The following is a 21,348-nucleotide window of genomic DNA, read 5'->3' on the forward strand; positions in this document are numbered from 1 at the left end:
AGACCGGTCACGTACAGGGCATCAGGGCCGGTGCCACTCCATGGCGTGGCCGGTCGCCGCGAAACGTTCGTTCCCGGCGGGCTTCCCGGTCTTCGTCCCGACGACCACGAAGCCCGCGCTGTCGTACAGGGCGCGGGCGTGGTCGTTCCCGGCCGGAACCGTGCACTCGATCGCGGCGGAGTCGTCGGCCGCCAGCGCATGGCGCAGCAGGACCCGGCCGACACCCTGACGGTAGCGGCCGGGATCGACGTACAGCCAGGTCGGTTCGGCGTCCGCGAAACGGCGAAGCCGACCACCTCCGGCTCCGGGCCCGTGCCGTCCCGCGCCTCGGCCACCCAGAGCCCGCCGTCGAAGAGCCGCTCCTCCTCATGCGTCTCCGCCGGCGTGAGGAGGGCCTCCACGCCGACCGTACCGCGCAGTTCGTCCAGGTGCGCGGTGTCGTGGATCCGGGCGATGGTGTGCCGGTCCTCGGGCCGGTAGGGCCGGACGGTCACGTCAACGGGCGTACGCCGTTCCATGGCGTGACCCTCGCACCGCGCCCGCAGACCGGCAGCCGCATGCCGGCGGACCGGACCGGAGCGGAATCGATCACGCGCGATGCGGACGCCAACTACCCTCGTACGCATGGAGATCCTCGGAACCACGCTGCGTATCTGTGTCGACGACCTGGAGGCCGCGGTCGCCTTCTACCAGGAGCTGACGGGCACTCCGGCCCAGCGCTTCGAGCGTGGTGGCGTGTCGGTCGCCGCGATCGGCTGCTTCCTGCTGATGAGCGGGCCCGAGTCGGAGCTGGAGGTGCTGCGCAAGGTGGGCGCGACCATCGCCGTGAAGGATGTCGACGAGGCCGAGGCGGCGCTGGCCCGGGCGGGTGCGCGGATCGTCGCGGGGCCGGTGCCGACCCCGGCGGGCCGCAACCTGATCGCGCTGCACCCGGACGGCTCGATCTTCGAGTACGTGGACCGGAACGTCACCGTCTGACCGGTCCGGCCGGGGCAGCCGCGTCAGACCGGCGCGAGAGCCCCGACGACGAGGTCGGCGAGCAGAGCGCCGGCGGTGCCGTCCGGGTCGAGGTCCGGGTCGTAGATGGTGACGTTGAGCCCGACGCAGCGCGGCGAGGAGACCAACGTCCGCAGCAGCGAAGCGAGTTCGTCCGGCATCAAACCGCCGTCGTCGGGGCTGTCGACGGCGGACATGACGCTCGGATCGAGGACGTCGGCATCCAGGTGGACCCAGTAGCCGTCCAGTACGGGCGTCTCCAGGCTCTCCACCGTGGCCCGCGCGAGCTCGGCGGCGCCCCACTCCCGGATCTGGCCGACGGTCGCGTTGGGGATCTTCAGCGCGGCCAGCTCGGCCTGGTCCTCGTCCTCGTCGCGCATGCCGAAGAGGCGGACGTCCTCGTCCTTGAGGTAGGGCCGGAGCCCTTCGAGGTCGCTGAGGTCCGCCTGGCCGCGACCCGTGGCGATGGCCAGCTCCTCCCCGCCCGCGGCGCCGACATGGTCGCTGTTGCCCACGTGCCGGAAGTCGGCGGACCCGTCGACGGCGGCGAGCCCGTACCGGCCGAGGCGGCGCAGAGCGAGGGCGGCGCCGAGCTGGATGGAGCAGTCGCCGCCGAGGACCAGGGCGAACTCTCCGGACCGTACGTGTCCTTCGATGCGGTCGGCGAGGGTGCGGGTGTAGCGGGCGATGGCGGCGGCGTTGAAGACCCCGTCGCCCGCCCGCCAGTCGCCTCGGTCGTAGCGCGGCGGCACCACCACTCCGCCTTCCAGCGCGCCGATCCGCTGCACGATCCGCTGCTCCCGCAGCGCGCCCGCCAGCTTGTAGCAGCCGGGGACGGTGCCGGGTGCGGGGGGCCTGAGGCCCAGGTTGGAGGGGGCGTCGAGGACCACGATCGTTCTCATAGGGTCCATCCTCGCCGCCGTTCCGGGCCGCCTCAAGCGGGGGCCGGCGCGGTGATCGCCCAGCGTTCGTGGTCGCGCCAGGCGCCGTCGATGTAAAGGAAGTCCGGCGAGAACCCCTCCAGCCGGAATCCGGCCCGCCGGACCAGGGCGATGGAGGCCGCGTTGCCGGGCTGGATGTTGGCCTCCAGGCGGTGCAGGCCGAGCGGTCCGAAGGCCAGCTCCATGACGAGCTCGAGCGCTTCGCCCATCAGGCCGCGCCCGGCCGCGTGGGCGAAGGCCCCGTAGCCGAGGGAGCCGCAGCGGAAGCCGCCGAGGACGATGTTGTTGATGTTGATGAACCCGGCGATGGCCCCGTCCGCGCCGCCCCTGTCACCGCCGCGCTCGACGATCAGGAAGCCTTCGCGAGCCGGGTCGCGGGCGAGGGTCGCCGTGTACGCGGCGTAGGTGTCGGGCCGCTCCGGCGGGAAGAGCCAGGGCCGGTGGAGGGTGCGGCTCTCCCGGGCGCGGGCCGTGAACTCGTCCGCGTCGGCCTCGGTGAAGCGGCGCAGCGCCGTTCGCGGGCCTTCGGCGAGATACGGGCCGGTCGGGCTCCGGTGACCGTTCGGATCGGGCATCGCCCCAGCGTACGACGGGTACGGACGCCGGGCACGGAGGGGCCCGCCTGCCTCCCGGTGCCCGTCGTACGCCCCGGCCCCATGAGCCCTCGGCCTCACTTGCCCTTCCGGCGGAACAGGTAGCCGCCGCAGACCAGCCCGATGAGGAACATCGCGAGCAGGGCGAGCCAGAGCGGCATGGTCACTTCGGGGATCAGCACCCGGATGGTGACCTTCTGGGTGTTCACGCAGATGAACACGATGACCAGGACGACCAGCACCGCGACGGCGATGCGCCCCGGGGTCCACAGGCCGGATCCGCGCCTGCCGTCGCTCGTCACATCCTTGGGACTCATGGTCCGGTCCTTCCGCTGCCGCCCCCCGGATTTCCCCAGCATGGAGCGTCGCCGGGCCCGGAGGGCGGTGATGTTCGGCCGTTCGGGTGAAAGCGGGACGGGCGGCGGTCAGCCGGCCGGGACCACCGGGAGCTCCAGTACGCCGGTGTCCTCCGGAGCGCTGACCACGGTGACGGGCTTGATGCCGCGGTTGCCGAAGTACGCGGTGTCGCTGGCGGCGATCACGAACTCGAGCCGGTGCCCCTTCTCGTACCGATGGACGATGCCGGGCAGCTCCACCGTGAACGGCCGGGTGACATCGGGGACGCGGACCGGCGAGACGAGGCGGTTCACCAGGGTCCGGGTTCCGTCGGGCGCGACGTCGTACACCTTGGCGAAGAGGACGAGCTTGTCGGAGGCGTCGCCGCTGTTCTGGACCCGCTCCGCCTTCGGTGAGACGACCTTCAGCGTGGCCTTCGGCGCGCCGACCACATCGAGCGGTGCGGTGAGCGGGGCGCTGCGCCAGCCGAGGTAGGTGCCCTTGGTGTCGTACGGTTTCGGGTCGGGCAGTCCGATCAGCGGAGCGATCGAGCTCTCCGAATGACTCGTCGGCACGGGCCAGTTGGTGTACTGGCGGCTGCCGCGGACCACCTTGGAGCGGTTGTCGACGAGCTTGCCGTCGCCGGAGAGGTACATCTGCTGGGAGAGGGCCGGCAGTTGGGCCGCCGTGCCGTAACCGTCCTGCCAGGAGCGGTAGTAGGAGAACTCGGGTCCGGTGTCGGTGTCCGTCTTCTTCTGGAGGTATCGGTCGAACCAGGCGAGCACCCGTCGGCCCACGTAACTGGTCTCCAGATTGCCTTCGCTCAGGTCGAGTTCGCCCGGCACCTGGCCGCCGCTGTGGCCCCACGACTGCCAGATCATCTTGGCCGTGGTGCCTTGCGCCTTGAGCGTCTTGTACGTGGCGGTGGCCTCGTTCAGGTTGAAGAGGCTGTCGGCCTGGCCCTGGATGATCAGGGTCGGGGCCTTGACCCGGTCGAGGTAGGAGACGGGCGAGACGCTGCGGGCGTAGTCGAGCATCGCGCGGGTCCGGTCGGCCGGGAAGCGGCCGGAGTTGAGGAGGCGGATGGTCTCGCAGGCCTGGGCGGCGAAGTGCAGGCAGTCGAGCCGGTTGAAGCGGGAGGGGTCGAGGCTCGGGTTGAGGAGCGGCTGGCCTTCGCCGATCAGGTAGAAGCCGTTGGTCCACTGCCACTTGAAGACGCCTGGCGTGTCGGAGGTGACGCCGGTGTGCGCTCCGGTGTTGTTCGGTGCGAGCGCGTAGGCGAGGTCGTTCCAGGTGATGAGCGGGACGAGGGCGTCGACACGGGGGTCGGTGGAGGCGGTGGCCAGCTGGATGGCGCCGCCGTAGGAACCGCCGATCATGCCGACGCGCGGGTCGCCCTCGCCGTCGCGGACCACGTAGTCCGCGCGGGTGCCGTCGTCGGCGGCCCTGATGCCGCCGAGGAAGTCGAGGAGGCCGCTCGCGGCCCTTCCGTCGATGGCGGGGTCGTCCAGGGTGATCAGGCAGCCGGACCTGCCGAAGCCGAGGCCGGAGTAGACGAGGCCGACATAGCCCCGGGCGGCGACGGCCTTGCCGATGGCGTCGGTCGACCCGTCGGACTTGGAGCCGCCGAAGCCGTTGGTGGCGAGGACGGCAGGGGCCGGACGGTCCGCGTCGACGCCTGCGGGACGGTAGAGGTCGGCGTCGACCACGCAGGAGCGGCCGCCCGCCTGGACGGTGAACTTCAGCGGAGTGACGGTGTACGCGGCGGGCTCGGCGTGGGCCGGGCCGGAGAGGACGAGGGGGGCGGCGAGGGCAGCCGCCGCCACCGCGACGAGCGAGTAGCGCGAGCTGGAAACAGCACCTGACACGAAGACCTCCACACCGAGGACACCTTACCGACCGGTAAGTACTGGGCCGCGCTCATGGTGTGACACGTGTCATAGCCGTGTCAACGCTCAGGACAGCGGTTGTTGACGGATGTTCAGGCAGAAACGGACCGGCGCGCGGTCAGGCCGGGAGGAGCGCGGGGACTTCGACGGTCAGCGTGCAACGGCTGCCGTCCGCAGGGGCGTTGACCACCGCCGGCACTCCCAGCGGGACCGTCAGCGCGGTCGGGCCGTGGCCGAACCCCAGCTCCTCGATCACGGGTATCTCCAGCGGACCGAGCCGGTCGGCCAGCACCGCGCGGACCTTCTCGTACGGTCCGCACTCCTGCCAGGAGCCGCAGACCACTCCGGCCACGCCTTCCAGAGCGCCGGTGCGCAGCAGCCGGGTGAGGATGCCGTCGAGCCGGTACGGCTCCTCGCCGGTGTCCTCGATGACCAGGAGTCCGCCTCGCGCGCCGGTCCGGGCGTGCGGGGTGCCGGCGGCGGAGGCGAGGAGGCTGAGGCAGCCGCCGTACAGGATGCCCCGGGCCTGTCCGGGGACGAGGGCGGCGGCCGTGTCCAGGCCGAGGGTCAGGACCGTCTCCGGCTCGAAGAGCGTGGCGCGCAGGTGCTCACGGGTCGGCGCGTCGTCGAGGAACGTCTCGGTGGCCACCATCGGGCCGTGCAGCGTGGCGCATCCCGCCCGCACCGCGAACGCCTCGTGCAGCGCGGTGATGTCGCTGTAGCCGACGAAGACCTTGGGCCCGGCCGCCCGGATCGCCGGCCAGTCGAGCCGGTCCACCATCCGGTGCGCGCCGTACCCGCCGCGCGCGCAGAACACCGCGTCCACCGACGGATCGCACCAGGCCGCCTGAAGGTCCGCCGCCCGGTCCGCGTCCGTCCCGGCCAGATAGTCCAACTCCGGGTGTACGTCGAGGACATGAGGCGCCACGACAGGTTCGAGCCCCCAGTTACGCAGCACTCCGAGCCCCGCCTCCAGCCGGTCGGCCGGGACAGGACCGCTGGGCGCGACGACGGCGACCCGGGCCCCGGCGCGCAGCCGGGACGGCCGGGCCAGAGGAGCCGGCGGGGCCGGCCGGGAAGGACCCTTGGTCACGTCTTCAGCTCCAGCGGCTCCACGTCGCCGCGGTCGAAACCGAACGTCTGTACGTAGAGGGAGAGTTCGGCCTCCAGCGCCCGGATCAGGGTCTCCGCCCGCCGGAACCCGTGCCCCTCCCCCGCGAACGCGATGTACGCGTGCGGCACACCGCGTCCCGCGACGGCGGCCAGGAACCGGTCGCACTGGGCGGGCGGGCAGACCAGATCGTCCAGCCCCTGGAGCAGCAGGAACGGTGCGGTGAGCCGGTCGGTGCCGTTGATCGGCGCGCGTTCGCGGTAGCGCTCGGGCACCTCGGCGGCCGGGCCGATCAGCGACTCCAGGTACTGCGACTCGAAGTCGTGCGTGCCCTCCGTCGACCAGCCCTCCAGGTCCAGGACCGGGTAGAGGATGGTGCCGCAGGCGTAGCGGTCGGTCGTGGTGAGCGAGGCGGTCGCCGTCCAGCCGCCCGCGCTGCCGCCACGGACCGCCAGCCGGCGAGGGTCGGCCGCGCCTTCGGCGACCAGCGCGTCGGCCACGGCCGCGCAGTCCGCCACATCGACGACGCCCCACTGTTCGCGGAGCCGTTCGCGGTAGCGGCGGCCGTAGCCGGTGGAGCCGCCGTAGTTCACGACGGCGACGCCGATGCCGCGCGAGGTGAAGTAGGCGATCTCCAGGTCCAGGACGAGCGGCGCGTGGCCGGTGGGTCCGCCGTGCGCCGCCACGAGGTACGGAGGCAGTTCGCCTTCGGGCGCGGTGCGTTCGGGGTGGTGCGGCGGGTAGATGTGGGCGTGGATCTCGCGGCCGTCGGAGCCGGTGAACGTCCGGTCCTGCGGTTCGGGCAGGTAGGCCGGGTCGACGGCGTCCTGATGGGCGGAGCCGATGACGCGGGTGCGGCCGGTCGCCGTGTCCAGCTCCACGACCTCATGGCCGGTGCGCGGACTCGCCGCGACGCCGACGACCCGGCTGCCGTGCACGGCGAGCGTGTCGGCCCAGGTGGTCCAGTGGCCCGGCACGTCGGCCAGTTCGCCGGTCTCCGGGTCGAGGATGCCGAGCCGCTGCGAGCCCCGGCCGTGCAGGACGGCGATCAGCCCGTTCTCCAGCGGATGGAACCAGCGCAGCCCGATCTTCCACAGCGGCCCGCCGAACTCCTCGCCCCTGGGCGGCAGAAGACGGCTGCTGGGGACCGCGCCTCCGGCCACGGCGTCGGGCCGGACGCGCTGGAGCTCCCACCAGTCGGCCAGGTCGGAGACGAAGAGGAGGCTCCCGTCGCGGTCCCACTCGATCTGGCAGACCGACTCGTCGACATCGCCCACCAGAGGCCGTACGCCGGTGAATTCACCGCTCTCCGTGATCTCCGCGAGCATCACCACCGTGCCGTCCCACGGCATCCGCGGATGGTCCCAGGCGATCCAGGCGGCCCGCCGTCCGTCGTGCGAGACCCGGGGTCCGGTGACGAACCGGTGCTGCCCGTCGGAGAGTTCGCGTACGGCTGCGCGGTCCTCGGCGGCCGAGCCGTCCAGCGGTACGGCGGCGAGCACCCGGCGTACGTCGGTGGGTCCGGGGCCGGTGAACTCCTCCAGCACACACCACACTTCGCCCTGCTCACCCTGGTCCGGACGCACCTGCGGATCCACCCAGCACAGTCCGCCGCCGACGTCCGAGAGCGGAGTCAGCGGCCATGGCGCGTCCGGGCCGTCGGGAGCGTACGCGTACAGGCGCTGGTCCGCGAAGTGCACGAACACGACGAGCGGCCCGCCCTCCGCGCGCGCCACGCCGGCCCAGGGCTGTCCGCCGTACTCGATCACCCGACTGCGCGGGTTCCACGGGGCCGGCAGCACGGGCTCGGTGGTGCCGTCCGCGCGGCGCCGCACCAAGGCGCGGCGGCCGCCTTCGGCCGGGCGCGGCTCGGTCCACCACACCTCGTCGCCGACGGTGGAGAGGTGGTCGGGCCGTCCGTCGTGCGAGGCGGCCAGCGCCGCGTCGATCGGTGACGGCCAGGAGCCGTACGGCGCTTCGGGCACGGTGTTCACGGTAAAGGTCCCCCCAGGGTCCGGTCGAACGATACCGGTCGGACAGTGCTGGTCAGGCGGTGCGCAGATAGTGATCGAGGACGCGGACGCCGAAGTGGAGGGCGTCGACGGGGACGCGCTCGTCGACGCCGTGGAAGAGCGCCTGGTAGTCGATCCCCGGCGGCAGCTTGAGCGGTGAGAAGCCGTAGCCGGTGATGCCGAGCTTGGCGAACTGCTTGGCGTCGGTTCCGCCCGACATGCAGTACGGCACGGTGTGCGCGCCCGGGTCGAACTTCTCGACAGCGGCGCGGAGCTTGGCGTACGTCGGTGAGTCGACCGAGGCCTGGAGGGACTGCTCGCGGTGGTAGAACTCCCAGGAGACGAGAGGGCCGGTGAGGTGGTCCAGGGTCTCGTGGAACTCCTCTTCGCCGCCGGGGACGAAACGTCCGTCGATGAAGGCGATGGCGTGGCCCGGGATGACGTTGACCTTGTAACCGGCGCCCAGCATCGTCGGGTTGGTGCTGTTGCGGATGGTGTTCTGCACGAGCGTGGCGGCCGGGCCGAGCTTGGCGAGGAGCTGCGGGACGTCGAAGCCGGGATCGTCCAGGTCGACGGAGATGCCGTGCAGCGCGGCGATCTCGGTGATGGCGGCGCGGACGGTCGGGGTGAGGCGGATGGGCCACTCGTGCTCACCGATCCGGGCGACGGCGGCGGCGACGGCGGTCACCGCGTTCTCCCGGTTGACCTTGGAGCCGTGTCCGGCCCGGCCTTCGGCGCTGAGCTTCAGCCAGCCGGTGCCGCGCTCGCCCGCCGCGATCGGGTAGAGGGAGAGCCCCTGGTCGGCGTGGAAGGTGAACGCGCCGGACTCGCTGATGCCTTCCGTGCAGCCCTCGAAGAGCTCCGGGTGCTGATCGGCGAGGAAGCCGGAGCCGTCGGCGGCGCTGTCCTCCTCGTCGGCGGTGTAGGCGATGACGATGTCGCGCGGCGGCCGGAACCCTTCCCGGGCCCATCCGCGTACGGTGGCGAGGATCATCGCGTCCATGTTCTTCATGTCGACGGCCCCGCGCCCCCACACCACACCGTCCCGGACCTCGCCGGAGAACGGGTGCACGGTCCAGTCGGCGGGCTCGGCGGGCACCACGTCCAGGTGACCGTGGACGAGCAGCGCGTCGGCGGCCGGGTCGGTGCCGGGAATGCGGGCGACGACGTTGGTCCGGCCGGGCGTGCGTTCCAGGAGGACCGGCTCGATCCCGGCCCCGGCGAGACGCTCGGCGACGTACTCGGCGGCCGGGCGCTCCTGGCAGTCGCCGCCGCCCCGGTTGGTGGTGTCGATCCGGATCAGCTCGGAGGTGAAGGTCACCACCTCGTCGAGCGCCTGCCGGTCCACGGGTCCGAGCGGGTCGGTGGCCTCAGCCATATTGTTCCTCCACGGCGGCCGACACGATCGTCGTCACCGCCTTGAACGTGCGAATACCTTCGTACATCGTCGCGCTGGTGTAGGCGACGCGCCTCTCACCGTTCGGCGCCACGCCGGGCACCACGGTCGCGGCCGCGGCCAGATGCTCGGCGTCGAACTCCAGCTCCACGGCGTACGCCTTACCGGTGACGGGCGCCTTACGCCCGGCGAGCGCGGTGGCCTCCCGCGCGGCGGCGCGGATGTCGGCGGCGGTACGGGCCGGGGTGCGGCAGACGGCCGCGTACCGCGACACGTAGTCCTTGACGGCCACCTTGCGGGCGTCCGGCGCGTATCCCTCGGCGTCCACGCAGGTCAGGTCGTCGCCGGTGACGAGGACGACGGGCACGCCGTACTCGGCGGCCACCTGCGCGTTGAGCAGACCCTCGCTCGCGCGGACGTCGTTGAGCCAGACGCCGGTGATGGAGTTGGCGAGGTAGGTGTGGGCGAGGACGCCTTCCGTACCGGCTCCGGTGTGGTAGCCGACGAAGGCGACCGCGTCCACGTCACCGTGCTGGATGCCCTCCACCATGGAGAGCGACTTGTGGCGGCCGGTCAGCATCTGCACCCGGTCGTCCAGCTGCTCCAGGAGCAGGTTCCGCATCGACCAGTGGGCCTCGTTGATGAGGACCTCGTCGGCGCCGCCGTCGTAGAAGCCGAGGACGGCCGCGTTCACGTCGGAGGTGAACATCGGCCGGCAGCGCTCCCACTGCGGGGTGCCCGGCAGCACATCGGCCGGCCAGGTCACGCCGGTGGCGCCCTCCATGTCGGCGCTGATGAGGATCTTCATGCCGCCACACCGTACGCCCCGCGAGCGGCCGGGGCCAGGGAGGGGCCGCTCACGTGAGGTCGGGTCCGTCGAAGGTCCCTCCAGTGGGCTCTAGTCGGCTCATGGCCGGTCGTCGGTGGCGGCCAGGCTGTCCCAGGCGGCCATGGCACCGGCCACCGCCTGCTGGAGTCCCGGGAGCGGCACGCCGTCGCGGGACTGGATGGACAGGCCGTTGAGCACGGCGCTGTAGAAGTGCGCGATGGCGGCCGCGTCCGCGTCGGACCGTACGTCACCGTCCTTGACACCCCTCTCCACCCGCAGGCGGATCAGCTCCCGGACCTCCGCGCGCATGCGGGCCAGGTGTGCGGCGACCGAGGAGTTCTCCCGTACCGGGATGGGCGCGGCCAGCACCGTGAGGCAGCCTGCCGGGGTGGCCGGGTCGGCGTAGGCGGCGGCGTTGTCCTGAAGCATCGCGGCCAGGGCCGCGCGGGCGGTGGGCTCCTCGTCGAGAGCACGGCGGGTGTACCGGCCCTCGGTCGCCGTGTAGAGGGTGACGGCCTCCTTGAACAGCTCTTCCTTGGATCCGTAGGCCGCGTAGACGCTGGGCGAGTTGATGCCCATGGCGGCGGTCAGATCGCTCATCGAGGTGGCCTGGTAGCCGCGTTCCCAGAACACCCCGAGCGCCTTGCGCAGGGCTTCGTCGCGGTCGAAGGCGCGTGGTCTGCCTCTGCCTGCCATGCTCGGCCGCCTTTCTGTGTCGTGCGACAAATATATCTCTTGACGTGCCGCGAACGGGCGTGCACGATTTATGTATCGAGCGGCACAAAAATATACGTGCCCCCGTCCGCCCTTCAGCGTCAGGAGACTTCGCATGTCCGCAACGTTCCACGGCAAGGTCGCGCTCGTCACCGGAGCCGGCTCCGGCATCGGCCGCCGCAGCGCCCGCGCCTTCGCCGAGCGCGGCGCCACGGTCGTCGTCGCCGATCTCCATGCCGAGAACGCCGCGCACACCGTCGAGCTGATCGAGCGGGAAGGTGGCACCGCGAGCGCTGTCGTGGTCGACGTGTCCGAAGCCGACTCCGTACGCGCGATGGTCGACGTGGCGGTCGCCCGCCACGGCGGTCTGCACATCGCTCACAACAACGCCGGCATCTTCGCCGCGCTCGGCCCCGCCGGCGACATCGACGAGCAGCAGTGGCAGACCCAGCTCGCGGTCAACCTCACCGGCGTCATGCTGACCATGAAGTACGAGATCCAGCACATGCGCGAGCACGGCGGCGGCGCCATCGTGAACGCCGCCTCCAACATCGGCCACCACCTCCGCTACCCCGGCACCGGTGCGTACGCGGCCTCCAAGGCCGCCGTGTCGGCCCTCACCCGGGCCGCCGCGCTCGACCACATCAAGGACGGCATCCGTATCAACGCGGTCAGTCCCGGCGCCTCCGACACCCCGATGACCTTCCTGCCCGGCGAGAGCGAGGCCGAGCGTGCGGCCAGGCTGAACGGCACCATCCCGCTCGGTCGCCTCGCCAGGACCGACGAGATCGTCGCCTCCGTGCTCTGGCTGGCCTCGGACGACTCCAGCTTCGTCGTCGGCCACGACCTGGTGACCGACGGTGGAGCGAGCGCCTGAGCCGTGCGGCTGCTCCGCGGGTGAGGCCGTTTCCGGTCCGCCGTTCCTGGCGGACCGGAAACGGCCTTGCCCATCCGGCCCCCGGGCCGGTCACCATGCCGTCCCGCTCAGAGCAAGGCGTTCGATGTCCGTCGCAGACGATTCCCACTCCGCCGCCGGCACGGTTCCGCCCGGTCCCGCACCGGGCCGTTCGCCAGGGGCGTTCGCGCTGCCGGCCGCCGTCCAGGTGGTCCTGGTGCTGGCGATCACCATGCTGTCCGTGGCCCTGCCCACGATCAGAACCGAACTCGGCCTCTCCGTAGCGCAGCTGACACTGGTCAGCGCGGCCTACGGACTCTCCTTCGGCGGTCTGCTGCTCCTCGGTGGCCGTATCGCCGATCTGTACGGACGCCGCCGCGTCTTCGTCGCCGGCACCGCGCTGTTCGGCCTGGCCTCCGCCGTCGGCGGTTTCGCGCCGGACGTGACGACCCTGCTGTCGGCCCGCCTCGTCCAAGGCGCCGGCGCCGCTTTCGCCGCACCCGCCGCCATGGCCCTCGCCGTCTCGCTCCACCACACACCACGGGCCCGCGCCCGGGCCATGGGCATCTGGGGCGCGCTGGCGCCTCTGGGCGCGGCGGTCGGCACCCTCTTCTCCGGGGCCGCGACCGTGTGGCTCTCCTGGCGCTGGACCTTCCTCGTCCCGACCCTGGTGGCGGCGGCCGCCGTGCTGTTGGCGCCCCGGCTGCTGCCCGGCGACGCCGGGACACGAGCCGACGGCAAGGTCGACGTACTCGGCGCCGTCCTGGCCACGGCCGGCCTGGCACTGCTCAGTTACGGACTGGTCCACGCGGCCGAGACCTCCTGGACCTCGGCCGCCGTGACGGTACCGAGTGCTCTCGGCGCCGTCCTGCTCGCCGCTTTCGCGCTCGTCGAGCGGCGAGCTGCCGACCCGCTGCTCCCGCCGGGCTTCCTCGCGTCGCGGCGCCGGGCGACCGCGTTGTGGGCGGTGCTCATCGCCTCCGCCGGCACGGCGACCGTCTTCTTCCTGCTCTCCCTCCACTTCCAGCAGGTGGCGGGCCTCTCTCCGCTGCGCACATCGGCGGCCTTCCTGCCGTTCACCGCGGTCCTGCTGGCCACGGGACCGCTCGGCGGCCGCTTGGTCGCCCGGCTCGGCTCCCGGACGGTCATCGCCACCGGGCTGTTGCTGGCGGCCGCCGGTCTCCTCCTCCTCGGCCGCCTCTCCGCGCACAGTCCGTACACGGGCCCGGTCCTCGCCGGACTGCTGCTGCTGCCGGCCGGCATCGCCCTGGTCTTCTCCGCCGCCACCATCACCCTGCTCGACGACGTTCCGGCCGAGCAGTCAGGTCTGGCCGGAGGCGTCGTCAACACCGCACTGGAGACCGGACCGACGATCGGCCTCGCCGTACTGGTCTCACTGGCCGCCTCGCACACCAGCGGCCTCACCGGCGGGGCCACCGCCCGTACGGTGGCGGAAGCATCGGGCTACGCCTTCGCCTTCACCACCGCGGGCGGCGTCTTCGCGGTCTCCGCACTCGCGGCCGTACCGCTCCTGCGGTCCCGATGACCACCGAGCCCGGCGGCACGCGCTACACGCCGGTGCCGGCCTCGCTCAGCAGCTCCTCGATGCGGCTCAGCTCCTCCTCGCCGAACTCCAGGTTCCGCACGGCCTCCACGCTGTTCTCCAGCTGCGTGACGCTGCTCGCGCCGACCACGGCCGAGGTGAGGCGACCGCCGCGCAGCACCCAGGCCAGGGCCAGCTGGGCGAGGGACTGGCCGCGCTCCTCGGCCACGGCGTCCAGTGCGCGCAGCCGCTCCACCAGCTCCGGCGTGACCGCGTCCACCGTGAGGAACGGGCTGGCGCCCGCCGCACGCGAGCCGGCCGGGATGCCGTGCAGATAGCGGTCGGTGAGGATGCCCTGCTCCAGCGGGGAGTAGGCGATGGAGCCGACGCCCAGCTCGTCCAGCGCGGTGAGCAGCCCGTCCTCGGGTCGGCGGTCGAGCATCGAGTAGCGCGGCTGGTGGATCAGGAGCGGCGTGCCGAGGTCCTTGAGGATCGCGGCGGCCTGGCGGGTCTCCTCGGCGTTGTAGTTGGAGAGGCCGACGTAGAGCGCCTTGCCCTGGCGTACGGCGGTGTCGAGCGCGCCCATCGTCTCTTCGAGCGGGGTGTCGGGGTCGGGCCGGTGGGAGTAGAAGATGTCGACGTAGTCGACGCCGAGGCGCTTGAGGCTCTGGTCCAGCGAGGAGCGCAGGTACTTCCGCGAGCCCCACTCCCCGCACGGGCCGTCCCACATGTGGTAGCCGGCCTTGGTGGAGATGACGATCTCGTCGCGCAGCTTGGCGAAGTCACCGGCGAGCGCGCGGCCCAGGGTGAGTTCGGCGGAGCCGGGCGGCGGGCCGTAGTTGTTGGCCAGGTCGAAGTGGGTGATGCCGAGGTCGAAGGCGCGGCGCAGGATGCGGGCCTGCTCGTCGGGCGTGCGGTCGCCGCCGAAGTTGTGCCAGAGGCCGAGGGAGAGGGCGGGCAGCAGGAGGCCGCTGCGGCCGGTGCGCCGGTAGGGCATGGCGGAGTAGCGGTCGGCGGACGGCAGGTACATGCGAAGGCTCCGCGGGGAGAGGGCCGGAAGGACAGCGTCCAGGCTTCCGCAGATCGATCCAGCAGTCCAACAGAAAATTCCGCTCGGATTCATCGCCTACAGTCCTCAATCATGGAACTGCGTCAGCTGGAGCACTTCGTCGCCGTCGCCGAGGAGCAGCACTTCACCCGTGCCGCCGAGCGTCTCGCCGTCTCGCAGTCCGGCCTCTCCGCCTCCGTACGGGCGCTGGAGCAGGAGCTGCGGACACCGCTGTTCAGCCGCACCACGCGGTCGGTCCGGCTCACCGAGGCGGGCCGGGCGCTGCTGGTGGAGGCCGAGCGCACGCTGGCGGGCGCGCGGGCGGCGCGGGACGCGGTCGATGCCGTACGAGGGTTGCTGCGCGGGACGCTGACGGTGGGGGTCGAGCAGTGCGTGGCGGGAGTGAGCCCGGCGCGGCTGCTGGCCGCGTTCCACCGGGACCACCCGCAGATGGAGCTGCGACTGCGCCAGGAGGGGACGAGCAGTCTGCTGGACGGCGTGGCGGGCGGGCGGCTGGATCTCGCGTTCGCGGCCACCGTCGGTCCGGCGGAGTGGCGCGGGGAGCTGGTGCCGCTGGCGCGGGAGCGGATGGTGGTGCTGTGCGCGGCGGGCCACCGGTTCGCCGGACGGGCCGAGGTGGCGTGGTCGGAACTGCCGGGTGAGTCGTTCATCGACTTCCACCCGGACTGGGGGCCTCGGCGGGCGGCGGACGAGGCGTTCGCGGCGGCGGAGGCCCGGCGGACGGTGGGCCTTGAGGTGAACGATGTGCACAGCCTGCTGGAGCTGGTGCAGGAGGGGCTGGGGATCGCGGTGGTGCCGCACCACTTCTCCCGTAAGCCGGAGGCGGCCCGGCTGGTGGCGGTGGAGGTGGCGCCTGGGGGTGTGCGGCAGGCGGTGTACGAGAGCGTGGTGGTGCTTCCGGCGGCGCGGAGCCTGAGTCCGGGGGCGCGGGCGCTGATGCGGCTGGTGCGGGAGGACGCGGTGCGGACGGCGGAGGTGCGCTGAGCCCGTCAGGGGCCCGGCGCACCCTCGTACGCCTCAGTCCTCGTGGCCCAGCTGGAGGTCCCGTTCCGTGCGGCCGCCGCCCGCCACCTGGAGCACGGTGGCGACCGGCGGATAGCCGGCGGCGATCACCGTGTACTCGCCGGACGACAGGTCCACGAACCGGAACGAGCCGTCGGGCCCGGTGGTGAGCGTGTCCACCACGTTGCCGGCCGCGTCCAGCAGCGTGACCCGGGCGTCCTCCACCGGCCGGCCGCCGGTGGCCCGGACGACGCCGCGCAGCACGGCGCCGCCCGCCAGCTCGATGTCCTGCCGGGTCTCGCGGGCCGCCTGGACGCTGACCGGAAGGGCCGCGGGGCGGTGGGCCGGGGCGCTGGCGGCCAAGGTGTACTCGCCGGCGACGAGTTCGCTGATGACGTAGCCGCCCTCGCGGCCGGTGCGGGTGGAGGCGACGACCTCGCCGCGTACGTCGGTGAGCGTGACGGCCGCGTCCCGGACCGGCGCGCCGTCGGCCGTCAGGACGGATCCGGCGAGCCGTCCGGCGCCGCCGAGGACCACGTCCACGTCGACGGGCCGGTCGCCGACGGTGACGCTGACGGCCTGCGGCTGGTGGCCGCCCGCCGCCGCGATGAGGACGTAGTTCCCGGCGCCCGGGACGCTCAGCGCGTACCGCCCGTCGCCGCCGCTGGCCCCGCGTCCGATCTGCTGCCCCTGGACGTCGATGAGCGTGAGCGCGGCCCGGTCCACCGTCGTACCGTCCGGGTGCTGGACGCTGCCGCGGACGGGCACTCCGGAGAGCCGGGCCGGTGCGGTGCGGGCGGCGGGGACGGGCGAGGGCTCGGTGGCGGCTTCGGGGCTGTGGTGGGACACCAGCGGTTTCTCCTTGAGGAAGAAGGCGAGGAACAGGCCGAGGACGAGCACCGGCACGAGGTAGAGGAAGATGCGCGGCATCGCGTCGACGTACGCCTGGATGTAGGCGTCGCGCAGCGCCGGTTCCATCGCGTGGACGAGCTGCGGAGTGATCGACTCGGGCGGAGGCAGCTCGACGCCGGTCGGCAGGCGGACGCCGAGGGAGTCGGAGAGCCGTCCGGCGAAGAGCGTGCCGAAGATGGCGGCGCCGACGCTGCCGCCGATCTGCCGGAAGTAGTTGTTGGCGCTGGTGGCGGTGCCGAGGTCGGCGGGACGGACGGAGTTCTGCACGGCGAGCACGAGCACCGACATGACCAGGCCGATGCCGGTGCCGAGGACGGCCTGCCAGAGGCTGTACTCCAGGCGCGAGGTGCCCGCCTCCAGGCCGGAGAGCAGCCACATGCCGACGACGGAGACGGCGCCGCCGACGATCGGATAGATCCGGTAGCGGCCGGTACGGGTGATGAGCTGGCCGGAGACGATGGAGCCGCCGACGATGCCGAGCATCATCGGGAGCATCAGGAGCCCGGACTCGGTGGCGCTGGCCCCGTCCACCATCTGGAGGTAGGTCGGCAGATAGCTGGCGGCGCCGAAGAGCGCGATGCCGATGACGGCGCCGATGAGGCCGGTGATGTTGAAGATCGAGTCGCGGAACAGCCGCAGGGGGATGATGGGTTCGGCCGCGCGGTGCTCGACGGCGACGAAGAGCAGCGTCGTGACGACGGCCCCGGCCGTCAGGCCGAGGATCGTGCGCGAGCCCCACGCGTACTCCGTTCCGCCCCAACTGGTCACCAGGACCAGGCAGGTGGAGGCGACGGCCAGCAACACCGCGCCCAGGAAGTCGAGTCGGGGCCGTACGGCGGGCTTCGGAAGCTTCAGCACGACCGCGATCACGGCGAACGTGACCAGCCCGAACGGCACGTTGATGTAGAAACACCAGCGCCAGGAGGCGTGGTCGGTGAAGAAGCCGCCGAGCAGCGGTCCGGCCACCGAGGCGAGGCCGAAGACCGCGCCGATGAGGCCCATGTAGCGGCCGCGCTCGCGAGGCGGGACGATGTCCGCGATGATCGCCTGGACGCCGATCATGAGTCCGCCGCCGCCGATGCCCTGGAGCGCGCGGAAGGCGATCAGCTCGTCCATGGTCCGCGACCAGCCGGCCAGCGCGGAGCCGATGACGAAGACGACGATGGCGAACTGGAAGACGCCCTTGCGGCCGAAGAGGTCGCCGAGCTTGCCGTAGAGCGGCAGGACGATGGTGGAGGCGAGGAGGTAGGCGGTGACCGCCCAGGACATCTTCTCCAGGCCGTGCAGCTCGCCGACGATCCTGGGCAGCGCGGTGGCGACGATCATCTGGTCGAGCGCCGCGAGGAGCAGAGTGAGCATCAGGCCGAGGAAGACCATGCGGACCCGGCGCGGGCTGATCTCCTCGGCCGCCGGGTGTGGTCGGGCGTCGACCGGTGGTGGCGGATCTCCGACGGCAGCCGCCGTACGGTCCGGCTCGTCCTTCAGCAGCGTGATTCCGCCCACCACGTAACGCTCCCCTTCGTCGCACCTGCGCCGCCCATTTCTCGCATCGCGCGGTAAGGCGGGGCAAACGGGATGAGGGGCGCGCAGGCGCGTACGGAGGGCTTATGCGCCGGTGGGAGCCACTACGGCGCACAACCGGCCGGACCGGAAAACCACCCGTTCCGGTGAGGCCGGCCGACCCGGAGCACGCCGGGCCGTTCGACGGCCCGGCATAGGCGGGAGCGCTACTTCTCGACCTCGGTGGCGAGGTTCTGGAGCAGCTCGTCGTAGATCCGGCCGAGGCCCTTCGGCGCGAAGGTGCGCTCGAAGAAGCCGCCGATGCCGCCGGCGCCGTCCCAGACGGTGGTGACCACGGCCTTGGACTTCCCCTCGCCGGCCGGGGTGACGGTCCAGGTGGTGACCATGGAGGAGTTGCGGTCCTTCTCGACGAGCTGACCGTCGGTCGGCTCGGTGACCTCCAGCAGGCAGTCGCGGACCCGCTTGCTGGTCGCCTGGAGCTTCCAGTGGACGAGAGTGCCCTCGCCGTCGCCGCCTTCCCGGACCTCGTACTCGCTGAAGTGCGGGGTCAGCACCTTGCCGCGGACGTCCTTGTAGTCGGCCAGCGCGTCGAACACCGCCTCTGCGTCCGCCGCGATGATCCGCTCCGTGGTGGCCTCGACCTGCGCCATGGCTGTTCCTCCAGCAGTCCGTGATTCCGGGGGGTGAGCTGAGCCAACCATCTCGGGTGCGCCGTTCAAAATCGGGGCCGGTGGACCGGTTCGCACGATCAAGGGAACAAGTGTTCTATTCTGTGGCCAGTGCTACCGAGGAGGCGTCCATGCGCTGGGACAATCTGGTCGAAAACCGCTCGATGACCGGCAACAGCGCGCTCTTCGCCGCGGACGCGGTGACCACGCGCACCTTCGACACCCCGGAATTCCGGGGCATCACGTTCCACGAGATCCGGGCCCGTTCGATCCTGAACCGGGTGCCCGGGGCCTCGCGGATGCCGTTCGAATGGACGGTGAACCCCTACCGGGGCTGCTCGCACGCCTGCGTGTACTGCTTCGCCCGCAAGACCCACAGCTATCTGGACCTGGACACCGGCATCGGGTTCGACTCCCAGATCGTCGTCAAGATCAACGCCGCCGAGCTGCTCCAGCGGGAGCTGGCCTCGCGGCACTGGCAGGGCGAGCACATCGCGATGGGCACCAATGTCGACTGCTACCAGCGGGCGGAGGGCCGCTACCGGCTCATGCCCGGCATCATCACGGCCCTGCGCGACCGCGCGAACCCCTTCTCGATCCTGACGAAAGGCACCTTGATCCTGCGTGACCTGGAGCTGCTGCGGCAGGCCGCCGAGGTCACCGAGGTCGGCGTCTCGGTCTCCGTCGGCTTCACCGACCGCGAGCTGTGGCGCACGGTCGAACCCGGCACCCCCTCCCCCGGACGCCGCCTCGACGTCGTCCACGCCCTCACCGAGAGCGGGATCGGCTGCTCGGTCCTGATGGCCCCGGTCATCCCGTTCCTCGGTGACAGCCCCGAGCAGCTGCGCGCCACCGTCTCCGCCGTCGCGGCGGCCGGCGCGACCTCGGTGACCCCGCTGGTCCTGCATCTGCGGCCCGGCGCGCGCGAGTGGTACCTGCGGTGGCTCGGACTCCACCATCCGCACCTGGTACCGAGGTACGAGCGGATGTACGCGGACGGCGCGTACGCCCCCACCTGGTATCAGCGCCGGATCACCCGTCAGGTGCACGAGCTGGCGGACGAGTTCGGGATCGGCCCGGCGCACCGCGGCGAGCCCCGCCGGATCACGCCGGTACGGACACCGGAGGAGCCGGAGCCGGGACCCACGCAGCTCACCCTGCTCTGACGCCGCAAACACGCCCCCGCACGCCTCCCGCAGACCCGATCGCGTGACCGTACGGGTCAACTCCGCGCGGAATCGGCCCCCGGCCCGTGGATCTCGGGGACCATGCGGCGGGGACCGGCCGACCGCCGCCGCGTCCCCTCCACCTCGGGAGGCCCCATGACGAAACGTGCAGGAATCCTGGTCGCCGCCGGTGCGACGGTCGCCGGTCTGCTGGCCGCCGCTCCGGCCCCGGCCGCCGCCTCGCAGGCGGGCGCGCCGCCCGCCCCGGAGCTCGCCTGGACCGACTGTCCGACGGAGAACCATCCGACGCTCCAGTGCGCCAAGGTCCGTACTCCGCTGGACCACACCGACCCCTCGGGCCGCCAGGTCACCCTCGCTCTGTCCCGGATCCCGCACACCGCGAAGACCTTCCAGGGCCCGCTGCTGGTCAACCCGGGCGGGCCGGGCGGCAGTGGTCTGTCGATGGCCGGGTTCGTGGCGTCGGCGCTGCCGAAGAAGGTGGCGTCCCAGTACGACGTGATCGGCTTCGACCCGCGCGGGGTCGGGAAGAGCAGTCCGCGCCTGGACTGCCTGCCCGGCCACTCCGACCCGGTCCGCCCGGACTCGGTGCCGGCCTCCTACCGGGACGAGCGGATCAACCGCGACCGGGCCGCCGCCTTCGCCCGCGCCTGCGGTGAGAAGCACGGCGATGTGCTGCCGTACATGGACACGGTCAGCGCCGCGAAGGACCTCGATGTGATCCGGCGGGCCCTGGGCTCGGAGCAGATCAACTACTTCGGATACTCGTACGGTACGTATCTCGGCGCCGTCTACGCGAAGCTGCACCCGGAACGGGTGCGGCGCCTCGTCCTGGACTCGGTGGTCGGCCCGGACGACGTCTGGTACGAGGGCAACCTCAACCAGGACTACGCCTTCGACGACCGCCACAAGGCGTTCGCGGCCTGGGTCGCCAAGCACGACGCGGCGTACGGGCTCGGCACCGACCCGGCCGGGGTCGAGGCCGCCTGGTACCGGATGCGCGCGGCGGTCGCGGCCGAGCCGGTCGGCGGCAAGGTCGGCGCGAGCGAGCTGGAGGACACCTTCCTGCCCGGCGGCTACTACAACGGCTACTGGCCCTACCTCGCCGAGGCGTTCGCCGCGTACGTGAACGACCAGGACGACGAGGCGCTGGTGACGGCGTACGAGAACTTCGGCGCCACCGGCACCGGCGGCGGCAACAGCTACTCCGTCTACACCGCCGTCCAGTGCCGCGACGCCGGCTGGCCCCGCCACTGGTCCACCTGGCGCAACGACACCCGCCGGATCCACGACAAGGCGCCCTTCATGGCGTGGAACAACACCTGGTACAACGCGCCGTGCGCCGACTGGCCGGTCGCGCCGCTCACCCCGGTCCAGGTCACCAATTACCGCCTCCCGGCAACGCTGATCGTCCAGGCGACCGGCGACGCGGCGACTCCGTACGCGGGCGCGGTCGCCATGCACCGCAAGCTCAAGGGCTCCAGCTTCGTGGTGGAGGAAGGCGGCGGGAACCACGGCATCACGCTGAGCGGCAACGCCTGCCTGGACCGGCACCTGACGGCCTATCTGACCGACGGGACCGTCCCGCGCGGCCGCGGCGAGGGCGAGGCGGACGCGGTATGCGCCGCGCTGCCGGACCCGAAGCCGCTGCCGGCCGCGAAGGCGGCGGCCCAGTCGGTGGACAACAGCGAGGGCAGCCGCCTGCACGGGCTGCTGGGGCCGCGCCACTGAGAGCCT

Annotated in this window: 19 protein-coding genes; 6 read left to right on the plus strand and 13 right to left on the minus strand. The window is 72.1% G+C overall.

Going from position 1 to position 21,348, the window contains the following annotated elements; all coding sequences use genetic code 11:
• Nucleotides 1-21: 21 nt before the first annotated feature.
• Nucleotides 22-339: a GNAT family N-acetyltransferase gene (locus ABZ267_RS30360; RefSeq protein WP_356753171.1), complete on the minus strand. Its 318-nt coding sequence runs from the start codon at nucleotides 337-339 to the stop codon at nucleotides 22-24.
• A gap of 285 nt (nucleotides 340-624) precedes the next feature.
• On the opposite strand from ABZ267_RS30360, the gene ABZ267_RS30365 reads away from it, so the two are divergent.
• Nucleotides 625-978, plus strand: a complete 354-nt coding sequence (locus ABZ267_RS30365) for a VOC family protein (protein WP_356753062.1) — start codon at nucleotides 625-627, stop codon at nucleotides 976-978.
• A gap of 23 nt (nucleotides 979-1,001) precedes the next feature.
• Here ABZ267_RS30365 and ABZ267_RS30370 read toward each other — a convergent pair whose 3' ends face one another.
• The 9 genes from ABZ267_RS30370 to ABZ267_RS30410 all read right to left on the minus strand — a co-directional run bounded on the left by ABZ267_RS30370 (nucleotide 1,002) and on the right by ABZ267_RS30410 (nucleotide 10,799).
• Complete coding sequence (locus ABZ267_RS30370; RefSeq protein WP_356753064.1) at nucleotides 1,002-1,898, minus strand: arginase family protein; 897 nt, start codon at nucleotides 1,896-1,898, stop codon at nucleotides 1,002-1,004.
• 32 nt (nucleotides 1,899-1,930) lie between these two features.
• Nucleotides 1,931-2,512 carry a GNAT family protein gene (locus ABZ267_RS30375; protein WP_356753066.1) on the minus strand — a complete coding sequence of 194 codons (582 nt, stop codon included), beginning with the start codon at nucleotides 2,510-2,512 and terminating at the stop codon, nucleotides 1,931-1,933.
• Between the two features lie 95 nt (nucleotides 2,513-2,607).
• Nucleotides 2,608-2,847 carry a LapA family protein gene (locus ABZ267_RS30380; protein WP_356753068.1) on the minus strand — a complete coding sequence of 80 codons (240 nt, stop codon included), beginning with the start codon at nucleotides 2,845-2,847 and terminating at the stop codon, nucleotides 2,608-2,610.
• A gap of 108 nt (nucleotides 2,848-2,955) precedes the next feature.
• Nucleotides 2,956-4,746 carry a CocE/NonD family hydrolase gene (locus tag ABZ267_RS30385; protein ID WP_356753070.1) on the minus strand — a complete coding sequence of 597 codons (1,791 nt, stop codon included), beginning with the start codon at nucleotides 4,744-4,746 and terminating at the stop codon, nucleotides 2,956-2,958.
• Between the two features lie 127 nt (nucleotides 4,747-4,873).
• Nucleotides 4,874-5,848 carry an LD-carboxypeptidase gene (locus ABZ267_RS30390; RefSeq protein ID WP_356753072.1) on the minus strand — a complete coding sequence of 325 codons (975 nt, stop codon included), beginning with the start codon at nucleotides 5,846-5,848 and terminating at the stop codon, nucleotides 4,874-4,876.
• Nucleotides 5,845-7,860, minus strand: a complete 2,016-nt coding sequence (locus tag ABZ267_RS30395; protein ID WP_356753074.1) for a prolyl oligopeptidase family serine peptidase — start codon at nucleotides 7,858-7,860, stop codon at nucleotides 5,845-5,847. The genes ABZ267_RS30390 and ABZ267_RS30395 overlap by 4 nt, the downstream gene beginning before the upstream one ends.
• Before the next feature lie 52 nt (nucleotides 7,861-7,912).
• Nucleotides 7,913-9,256: a M20/M25/M40 family metallo-hydrolase gene (locus tag ABZ267_RS30400; protein ID WP_356753076.1), complete on the minus strand. Its 1,344-nt coding sequence runs from the start codon at nucleotides 9,254-9,256 to the stop codon at nucleotides 7,913-7,915.
• On the minus strand, nucleotides 9,249-10,082 hold the full coding sequence (locus ABZ267_RS30405; protein ID WP_356753078.1) for a M55 family metallopeptidase: 834 nt from the start codon (nucleotides 10,080-10,082) through the stop codon (nucleotides 9,249-9,251). The genes ABZ267_RS30400 and ABZ267_RS30405 overlap by 8 nt, the downstream gene beginning before the upstream one ends.
• Nucleotides 10,083-10,181: 99 nt before the next feature.
• The gene (locus ABZ267_RS30410) at nucleotides 10,182-10,799 is read right to left on the minus strand and encodes a TetR/AcrR family transcriptional regulator (RefSeq protein ID WP_356753080.1); all 618 of its coding nucleotides are present in this window, start codon (nucleotides 10,797-10,799) and stop codon (nucleotides 10,182-10,184) included.
• A 133-nt stretch (nucleotides 10,800-10,932) separates the two neighbouring features.
• On the opposite strand from ABZ267_RS30410, the gene ABZ267_RS30415 reads away from it, so the two are divergent.
• Together ABZ267_RS30415 and ABZ267_RS30420 are read left to right on the plus strand one after the other, a co-directional pair.
• A complete protein-coding gene (locus tag ABZ267_RS30415; protein ID WP_356753082.1) occupies nucleotides 10,933-11,694 on the plus strand; it encodes a glucose 1-dehydrogenase in 762 nt (253 codons plus the stop codon).
• Nucleotides 11,695-11,818: 124 nt separating this feature from the next.
• A complete protein-coding gene (locus tag ABZ267_RS30420) occupies nucleotides 11,819-13,258 on the plus strand; it encodes an MFS transporter (RefSeq protein ID WP_356753084.1) in 1,440 nt (479 codons plus the stop codon).
• Between the two features lie 22 nt (nucleotides 13,259-13,280).
• Here the strand turns inward: ABZ267_RS30420 and ABZ267_RS30425 are convergent, their stop codons facing one another.
• Entirely contained in the window at nucleotides 13,281-14,285 is a 1,005-nt protein-coding gene (locus ABZ267_RS30425) for an aldo/keto reductase (protein WP_356753086.1), read from the minus strand.
• A 111-nt stretch (nucleotides 14,286-14,396) separates the two neighbouring features.
• Here ABZ267_RS30425 and ABZ267_RS30430 point away from each other — a divergent pair, with 111 nt between their 5' ends.
• Entirely contained in the window at nucleotides 14,397-15,308 is a 912-nt protein-coding gene (locus ABZ267_RS30430) for a LysR family transcriptional regulator (RefSeq protein ID WP_356753088.1), read from the plus strand.
• Nucleotides 15,309-15,341: 33 nt separating this feature from the next.
• On the opposite strand, the gene ABZ267_RS30435 is transcribed toward ABZ267_RS30430, so the two are convergent.
• Together ABZ267_RS30435 and ABZ267_RS30440 are read right to left on the minus strand one after the other, a co-directional pair.
• Entirely contained in the window at nucleotides 15,342-17,744 is a 2,403-nt protein-coding gene (locus ABZ267_RS30435) for an MFS transporter (RefSeq protein WP_356753090.1), read from the minus strand.
• A gap of 221 nt (nucleotides 17,745-17,965) precedes the next feature.
• Nucleotides 17,966-18,409, minus strand: coding sequence for an SRPBCC family protein (locus ABZ267_RS30440; protein WP_109162736.1), 444 nt, complete (start codon nucleotides 18,407-18,409; stop codon nucleotides 17,966-17,968).
• A gap of 149 nt (nucleotides 18,410-18,558) precedes the next feature.
• Here ABZ267_RS30440 and ABZ267_RS30445 point away from each other — a divergent pair, with 149 nt between their 5' ends.
• Together ABZ267_RS30445 and ABZ267_RS30450 are read left to right on the plus strand one after the other, a co-directional pair.
• Nucleotides 18,559-19,593, plus strand: a complete 1,035-nt coding sequence (locus ABZ267_RS30445; RefSeq protein WP_356753092.1) for an Rv2578c family radical SAM protein — start codon at nucleotides 18,559-18,561, stop codon at nucleotides 19,591-19,593.
• A 156-nt stretch (nucleotides 19,594-19,749) separates the two neighbouring features.
• Nucleotides 19,750-21,342 carry an alpha/beta hydrolase gene (locus ABZ267_RS30450; protein WP_356753094.1) on the plus strand — a complete coding sequence of 531 codons (1,593 nt, stop codon included), beginning with the start codon at nucleotides 19,750-19,752 and terminating at the stop codon, nucleotides 21,340-21,342.
• Nucleotides 21,343-21,348: the final 6 nt, after the last annotated feature.

This window comes from Streptomyces sp. NPDC006174 (genome assembly GCF_040614075.1).
Classification (GTDB): Bacteria; Actinomycetota; Actinomycetes; order Streptomycetales; family Streptomycetaceae; genus Streptomyces.